Origin of the sequence: Vibrio celticus, from assembly GCF_024347335.1 — a bacterium.
In the GTDB taxonomy this organism is placed as follows: domain Bacteria; phylum Pseudomonadota; class Gammaproteobacteria; order Enterobacterales; family Vibrionaceae; genus Vibrio; species Vibrio celticus.
In genome coordinates this window covers 759,957-767,102 of record NZ_AP025464.1, presented here as the reverse complement: position 1 = coordinate 767,102, position 7,146 = coordinate 759,957, and the positions used below count along the sequence as shown (strand labels likewise).

Sequence of the window (7,146 nt, the reverse complement as noted above, 5' to 3'; positions counted from 1 at the left end):
TTTTATCATCCGTGAATCGTGGTTGCACTATCTTAAGTAAAATACACAGATAGAGGTTTCGCTAGCTAATTGGATAATTTTTAAAGAAAAAACTGCAAAGTCGAAGAATTATCTCATTTTGATGAAAGAGAGGATGAATACTTTTTCAACGGTCAGGTAAATATCGGCACAATGGCATTGACCTTACCCTAAGGGGAACGTTTATAGTTGCGTTGTAAATTCAAAGGTAAGCTATGACAAACACATTCCGAAAAACTTGGATTATTGTTTTCAGCATCATTGCGATGTTGATGTCTAGCTATGCCTCAAGCTCCTCAGCCTTGATGACTGAAGTAATGATGATGGAAATGGGGTCGAGCAAGTCGGCTTGTTACCACAGCGATACTTCGGTTAATGATTCAATGGCAGGGTGTCATGTGATGAGTGAAGAAGTACACGCTGAAGACTCTAACATGAGTGCCCATGCTTTGATGGCTCAATTCGATATGCCTTCAATGAGCGAAGACGGCAGTCCGATGATGGGTAACCATTGTTCGAGTGTCGATTGCTGTGCCTCAATGTGTTCTGCAAGTCCCTATCCAATTCAGGCTGTTCAAGCCGTTGATCAACTTTCCTTTTCATTAGCTCGTTTTCAATCGGTCACGATTGGCCAGAAAGTCGCACGCGCTCAATCTTTGCTACGCCCACCTTCCGCATAAATCTATATCTAAAAATACAGCTCTATCAGTTAGATAAATCTGATAAGCCATTCTTTTTTATGCGCTAATTAGCGTTAGATATGGACATTCATTGTGAATATGAAACCAACAACCTCTGTGTTTGTCATGAACACGAGCTTAGTGGTTGCTGCTGCCTTGCCTATGGCCTTGTTTTCAAGTGCTACGCTCGCGGCTACCACGGCGTCAGCTTCAAACGCTCAACACATTTCAGCACATGACCAAGCAAGCTCGACGCAGCACCTCAATACACTGATTGAGATTGCTTTAAGCGAAGATGGAAATCGCAAGCAGTACTTTGCTCAGTCTCAAGCGATGCGAGAAACGGGTATTGCCAGCTCGACCTTAATGGACCCGAAATTGAAAGTTGGATTTGGCGGTTTGCCTGTCGATAGCTTTCAATTCGACGAAGACCCGATGACTAATATATCGGTAGGGCTGATGCAGCAGTTTGAGCGTGGCGATACGCTTAACCTCCAACAGAAAAAGGCAGGCCAGCAGGCTGATGCTTTAGCTTTGCAGGTGCAAGCAAGAGAATTGACGGTTGCGAATAGCATGACGCAGCTTTGGCTTGAGTTAGGTTATCAGCAAAAGGCTGAGTCGGTGATTCGTCAAAATCGTCGTTTGTTGGTTGAGCTTGAAAACTATGTACAAACCAATTACTCGATTGGTAAAAGTGAAGCGCAAGATCTGCTTAACGCTCAGCTTCAAGTGAGCAAGCTTGATGAGAAACTTCAGGCAAACCAGCAAGTTCAGCGCCGCTTAATCTCTCAGCTTTCTGAATGGTTGGGTTCTGATTGGCTAGGCTCTCAGGTTCTTGATTCTCAGGGCACACTGAATGCAACTAACCAAATCGATTGGTCATTGTTGGAAAGCAAATTAGCGACCAATATCGATTCAACCAAGCACTACCAGCTACTGACTGACCATCCTTTGGTTAAGATCTCCGATGTCAGTATTTCCTCCAATCAAACTCAGGTCGAGTTAGCAGAGCAAGCTTATACCCCGCAGTTTGGGGTGGAAGTGATGTATGCACGCCGTCAAGCCAATAACATGGCGGGTGAAACAGCTTCTGATCTGGTGAGTGCTTATGTGACAGTCGACATCCCTCTGTTTACAGGGAACCGACAAGATAAAAACTTATCGGCTGCTCAGTATCAAGTTGGTGCGGCCAAATCTCAAAAAGACACCTTACTTTCCCAAATGAACGCGCAAGTGAACGCATTGCTGGTGGACAGATCAAATCTGATCCAGCGATTAGATCGCTATCAAACGTCCTTGCTTCCTCAAACCGCAGCCCGAATCAGCGCGGTTGAGAGGGGCTATCAAAACAATACCGCCCAGTTTAACGATGTTATTTCAGCAACGACCGATGAGCTGGCGCTTAAGTTAGAGAAACAACGTTTGATCACCGATCTCAACATCGTTAACAGCAAACTGGCGGCGTTAGTCAGTGGCTTTGAATACCAACTAAACCAACCACAACTCAGCTCAAGCGCAACTAAACACACAGCCAATCAATAAGGGAATAGACAATGAATACAGTAAAAGTAGCAACAATCGCTTTATTGGTCGGTGGTGCATTGGGTTTTGGTGTGAACCATTTTCTAATTAATCCAGCACACGACATGTCAGCAATGGCAACGAGTACAGACGCCGAAGTAAGTAAACAAACCAAGGATGAACCTCTGTATTGGGTGGCTCCGATGGATCCAAATTATCAGCGTGATAAGCCAGGTCAATCGCCAATGGGGATGGATCTTATCCCTGTGTATGCCGACGATGTGAACGGCGGAGCAAAAGATAAGCCCGGTACCGTGTTCATTGATTCGTCGGTAGAAAATAATCTGGGTGTCAAAACAGCGAAAGTTAAGTTCGAAGCGCTGTCTCCTCGGATTGAAACCGTGGGTTATGTGGCGTTCGATGAAAGTACATTGTGGCAAACCAACGTGCGTGTTTCTGGTTGGGTTGAGAAGCTCTACATCAACGCAGTGGGTGAGAAGGTAAACAAAGGTGATGTGCTTTTTACACTCTATTCTCCAGAGCTTGTTAAAGCACAAGAAGAGTTGATCAGTGCTTATAAAACGGGTCGTAAAGGTTTGATCAAGGGCTCGACTGAACGCTTAATTACCTTGGGTGTTGATAAGACTCAAATCCGCGCTATTACGCGCAAAGGCAAAGCCTCACAAACCATTGAAGTCAAAGCGCCAGCCGATGGTGTCATCGCAAGCCTGAATATCCGAGAAGGTGGTTATCTTTCACCTGCACAAGCGGTGATCAGTGCTGGTCCATTAGGCGAAGTATGGGTTGATGCTGAGGTGTTTGAGCGTCAAGCGCACTGGATCTCGTCAGGCAGCAATGCGGTGATGACGCTAGATGCCATTCCTGGCAAAGAGTGGTTGGGTAATGTCGATTACGTTTACCCAATCCTTGATCCAAAAACTCGAACCTTGCGCGTTCGTTTGAAGTTCTCCAATCCAAATGGCGAGCTTAAGCCAAATATGTTCGCCAATATTGCGCTGAAACCCATCAGTGATGAAGCCGTTCTTACTATCCCAAGATCGTCGGTTATTCACTCCGGTGGAATGACTCGAGTGGTGATGTCAGAAGGTTTTGGCAAGTATCGTTCTGCTCGTATTGAGGTTGGTCGTGAAGCTGGCGAAAAAATAGAGGTGCTTCAAGGGCTAGAGCAAGGTGAGAGTATTGTCACTTCTGCGCACTTCATGTTGGATTCTGAATCGAGCCAATCTGCTGATCTGTCACGCATCAATGGTGTTGAGGAAGAAGCTGAAACCGTGTGGGCAAATGGCGAAATTTCCGATGTTATGCAAGGCAGTCGCATGGTGACGATTAACCATCAGCCTGTTCCTGAATGGGATTGGCCGGGTATGGTGATGAATTTCACCTTTGCGGAAGGCTTAGACATGAGTGATGTGAAACGTGGTAAGGCGATTGATTTTGAGATGAGAAAGACAGAGTCAGGGCAGTACGAGGTTGTTGATTACAAGGTCAACAAACACAAGATCGCCGGCGAAGTTTGGGTAACGGGTGATATCACCATGTTGATGGCAGATTTTGGCATGATCACTGTAAAACATCAGCCAGTCCCTGAGTGGAATTGGAAAGCGGGTGAAATGAATTTCCAAGCCAGTGATGACCTTGATTTATCTGAGTTTGCCGAGGGTCAAACCATTCGGTTTCTAGTGGCGAAGCAGGGTTCTGATTATGTGCTCCAATCTCTCGAACCGACGAATAGCACGGGTGAGGGCGAACTATGATCAATGCAATTATTCGCTGGTCTATTAGCAACCGTTTCTTAGTGCTGGTTGCCACTGTCGCCATCGTATTTGGCGGTTTATACAGCGTTAAAAATACACCGGTTGATGCCATTCCTGATTTGTCAGATGTTCAGGTAATCATCAAAACCAGTTATCCGGGTCAAGCCCCACAGGTGGTCGAGGATCAGGTGACCTATCCATTGACCACCGCCATGTTAGCTGTACCGGGTGCTGAAACAGTTCGTGGCTACTCGTTCTTTGGTGATTCCTATGTCTATATCATCTTCAATGACGATACCGATATGTACTGGGCGCGTTCACGAGTGTTGGAGTACTTAAGCCAAGTTGCACCTAACTTGCCATCGAGTGCCAAGCCAACACTAGGACCCGATGCAACCGGTGTGGGCTGGGTTTACAGCTACGTGTTGCAAGATAAAACAGGTCAGCACGACTTAGCGGAACTTCGTAGTTTGCAAGATTGGTTCTTGAAGTATGAATTGCAAACTGTAGAAGGCGTGTCTGAAGTGGCGACCGTTGGTGGCATGGTGAAGCAGTACCAAGTACAGATTGATCCTGCCAAGTTACGTGCTTACGACCTAACGCTTCAGCAAGTCAACAAGGCAATCCAAGATGGTAATCAAGAAACAGGAGCGTCTGTCGTCGAAATTGCGGAAGCCGAACATATGGTTCGTACCACCGGTTACCTGACAAGCATCGAAGACATTCAATCTCTGCCGTTAAAAGTGACAGACAAAGGTACACCGCTGCTATTAGGTGACATTGCTGACATTAACCTTGGCCCGCAGATGCGTCGTGGTATCTCTGAACTCAATGGTGAGGGCGAGGCGGTTGGCGGCGTTATCGTGATGCGCTTTGGTGAAAATGCCAGTGAAGTGATCGACTCGGTGAAATCCAAACTCGCTGAGTTGCAAGCCGGCTTACCTGATGGTGTCGAGATTGTCGCGACTTATGACCGTTCGACTTTGATTGATTCAGCCGTTGAAAACCTTTGGAAGAAGCTGGCTGAAGAGTTCATCGTGGTCGCCGTGGTGTGTGCGCTGTTCTTGTTCCATATTCGTTCATCGCTGGTTATCGCTCTAAGTCAGCCTGTTGGTATCTTAGGTGCATTCATTGTGATGCATTGGCAGGGTATTAACGCCAATATCATGTCTCTTGGCGGGATCGCGATTGCGATTGGCGCCATGGTGGATGGTGCCATAGTGATGATCGAGAACGTTCATAAACACATTGAACGGACTCCGCTCACTGACAAAAACCGTTGGCAGGTGATTGGTAAGGCAGCAGAAGAAGTTGGCGCACCGCTGTTCTTCTCTTTGATAATCATTACCTTGAGTTTTGTGCCTGTGTTCGCGCTAGAAGGGCAAGAGGGAAAGATGTTCTCGCCACTTGCATTTACCAAGACGTATGCGATGGCCGCAGCGGCGGGTTTGGCTATCACGCTTGTGCCTGTGCTAATGGGTTACTTCATTCGCGGCAACGTACTACCTGAACACAAAAACCCAGTCAACCGCAGCCTAGTGGCGATGTACAAGCCGCTTTTGAACCTCAGCCTAAAATATCCAAAGGTGATGATTGTTATCGCACTTGGCTTAATGGCGTCTGCTTATTACCCAACCAGTAAGCTTGGTAGTGAGTTCATCCCTCCTTTGGACGAAGGGGATTTGATGTACATGCCAACCACGTATCCGGGCATCTCAATAGGTAAGGCTCGTGAGTTGTTGCAACAAACCAACAAGCTCATCAAAACCATTCCAGAAGTCGAAACCACGTGGGGCAAAATTGGTCGAGCAGAGACGGCAACCGATCCTGCACCGTTAACCATGATTGAAACCGTGATTCAGCTTAAATCGCGAGATGAGTGGCGTGACGGTGTCACTACTGAGTCTCTGCGTAAAGAGTTTGATGATCTGATTCAGTTCCCAGGTTTAACCAATGCGTGGGTTATGCCAATCAAAACCCGTATCGACATGTTAGCGACCGGTATCAAAACCCCAATCGGTATCAAAATCGCTGGCCCAGAGCTGAGTGTGATTGAAGATATTGGTTCGCAACTTGAACCCATCCTCAACAACGTTGGTGGTACGGCTTCTGTCTATGCCGAGCGTGTAGCTGGCGGTCGTTATGTGACGATAGACATTAAACGCCGCTCTGCTGCGCGATATGGCTTGAGCATTAAAGAAGTGCAACAGGTTATCTCGACGGCGGTTGGTGGCATGAACGTGGGTGAAACCGTTGAGGGGCTAGAACGTTATCCAATCAATGTCCGTTACCCACAAAGCTATCGTGATTCTGTCGTTAAGCTGCAGAACCTGCCGTTAGTGACACCAAATGGAGCGCGAATTGCTTTGTCTGATGTTGCAGATATTCGCTATGAAGATGGACCACCAATGATTAAGACGGAGAACGCTCGTCCTAATGGTTGGGTGTTCGTTGACATCGAAGGTCGCGACCTTGGTTCTTATGTGGCAGAGGCGCAAAAAGTCGTTACAGATCAAATCGTCTTACCTGCGGGTTATTCACTGGCGTGGTCTGGTCAATACGAATACATGGAGCGCGCCAAAGAACGTTTAAGTGTCGTCGTGCCAATTACCATCGCCATCATCATGTTGTTGCTCTACCTCAGTTTCCGCCGTGTCGGTGAGGTGATGATGATCATGCTGACATTACCACTCGCGATGGTTGGTGGTTTATGGCTAATGCATATCCTCAATTACAACTTCTCCATTGCAGTGGGGGTGGGCTTCATCGCCCTTGCCGGGGTAGCTGTTGAGATAGGTGTGATCATGTTGGTCTACCTAAACCAAGCATGGCACTACAAAAAATTGGATGCGGAGCAGAACCAGCAAGCACTTCAGAGTGAAGACTTAACGGATGCGATTCGTGAGGGTGCAGGACTGCGTGTTCGCCCAGTGATGATGACAGTACTTACGGTGATCATTGGCCTCATTCCAATTATGTATGGCGAGGGAACGGGCTCTGAAGTGATGCAGCGAATTGCCGCGCCGATGATAGGCGGAATGGCGTCGGCACTGTTGCTTACCCTACTGGTTTTGCCTGCAATCTTTAAGCTCTGGAAACAGCGTGAGATTACGCATAGCCAAAACGAGACAAACAAATAACGTATTGATTAT

The 7,146-nt window shown here is 47.1% G+C and carries 4 protein-coding genes; all 4 read left to right on the top strand.

Annotation, left to right across the window (positions count from 1 at the left end; translation table 11 throughout):
* The first annotated feature begins 233 nt into the window (after window positions 1-233).
* The 4 genes from OCV19_RS19510 to OCV19_RS19495 all read left to right on the top strand — a co-directional run bounded on the left by OCV19_RS19510 (window position 234) and on the right by OCV19_RS19495 (window position 7,134).
* A complete protein-coding gene (locus OCV19_RS19510) occupies window positions 234-698 on the top strand; it encodes a hypothetical protein (RefSeq protein ID WP_065677590.1) in 465 nt (154 codons plus the stop codon).
* Window positions 699-797: 99 nt separating this feature from the next.
* Entirely contained in the window at window positions 798-2,240 is a 1,443-nt protein-coding gene (locus OCV19_RS19505; RefSeq protein WP_065677591.1) for a TolC family protein, read from the top strand.
* An 11-nt stretch (window positions 2,241-2,251) separates the two neighbouring features.
* A complete protein-coding gene (locus tag OCV19_RS19500; RefSeq protein WP_065677592.1) occupies window positions 2,252-3,994 on the top strand; it encodes an efflux RND transporter periplasmic adaptor subunit in 1,743 nt (580 codons plus the stop codon).
* On the top strand, window positions 3,991-7,134 hold the full coding sequence (locus OCV19_RS19495; protein ID WP_065677593.1) for an efflux RND transporter permease subunit: 3,144 nt from the start codon (window positions 3,991-3,993) through the stop codon (window positions 7,132-7,134). Before OCV19_RS19500 ends, OCV19_RS19495 begins: the two co-directional genes overlap by 4 nt.
* The last annotated feature ends 12 nt before the right edge of the window (window positions 7,135-7,146 follow it).

What these genes read in the sequence shown, in the direction of transcription:
- OCV19_RS19510 (WP_065677590.1), top strand. Translation starts at nt 234, where the DNA reads ATGACAAACACATTCCGAAAAACTTGGATTATTGTTTTCAGCATCATT.
- OCV19_RS19505 (WP_065677591.1), top strand. Translation starts at nt 798, where the DNA reads ATGAAACCAACAACCTCTGTGTTTGTCATGAACACGAGCTTAGTGGTT.
- OCV19_RS19500 (WP_065677592.1), top strand. Translation starts at nt 2,252, where the DNA reads ATGAATACAGTAAAAGTAGCAACAATCGCTTTATTGGTCGGTGGTGCA.
- OCV19_RS19495 (WP_065677593.1), top strand. Translation starts at nt 3,991, where the DNA reads ATGATCAATGCAATTATTCGCTGGTCTATTAGCAACCGTTTCTTAGTG.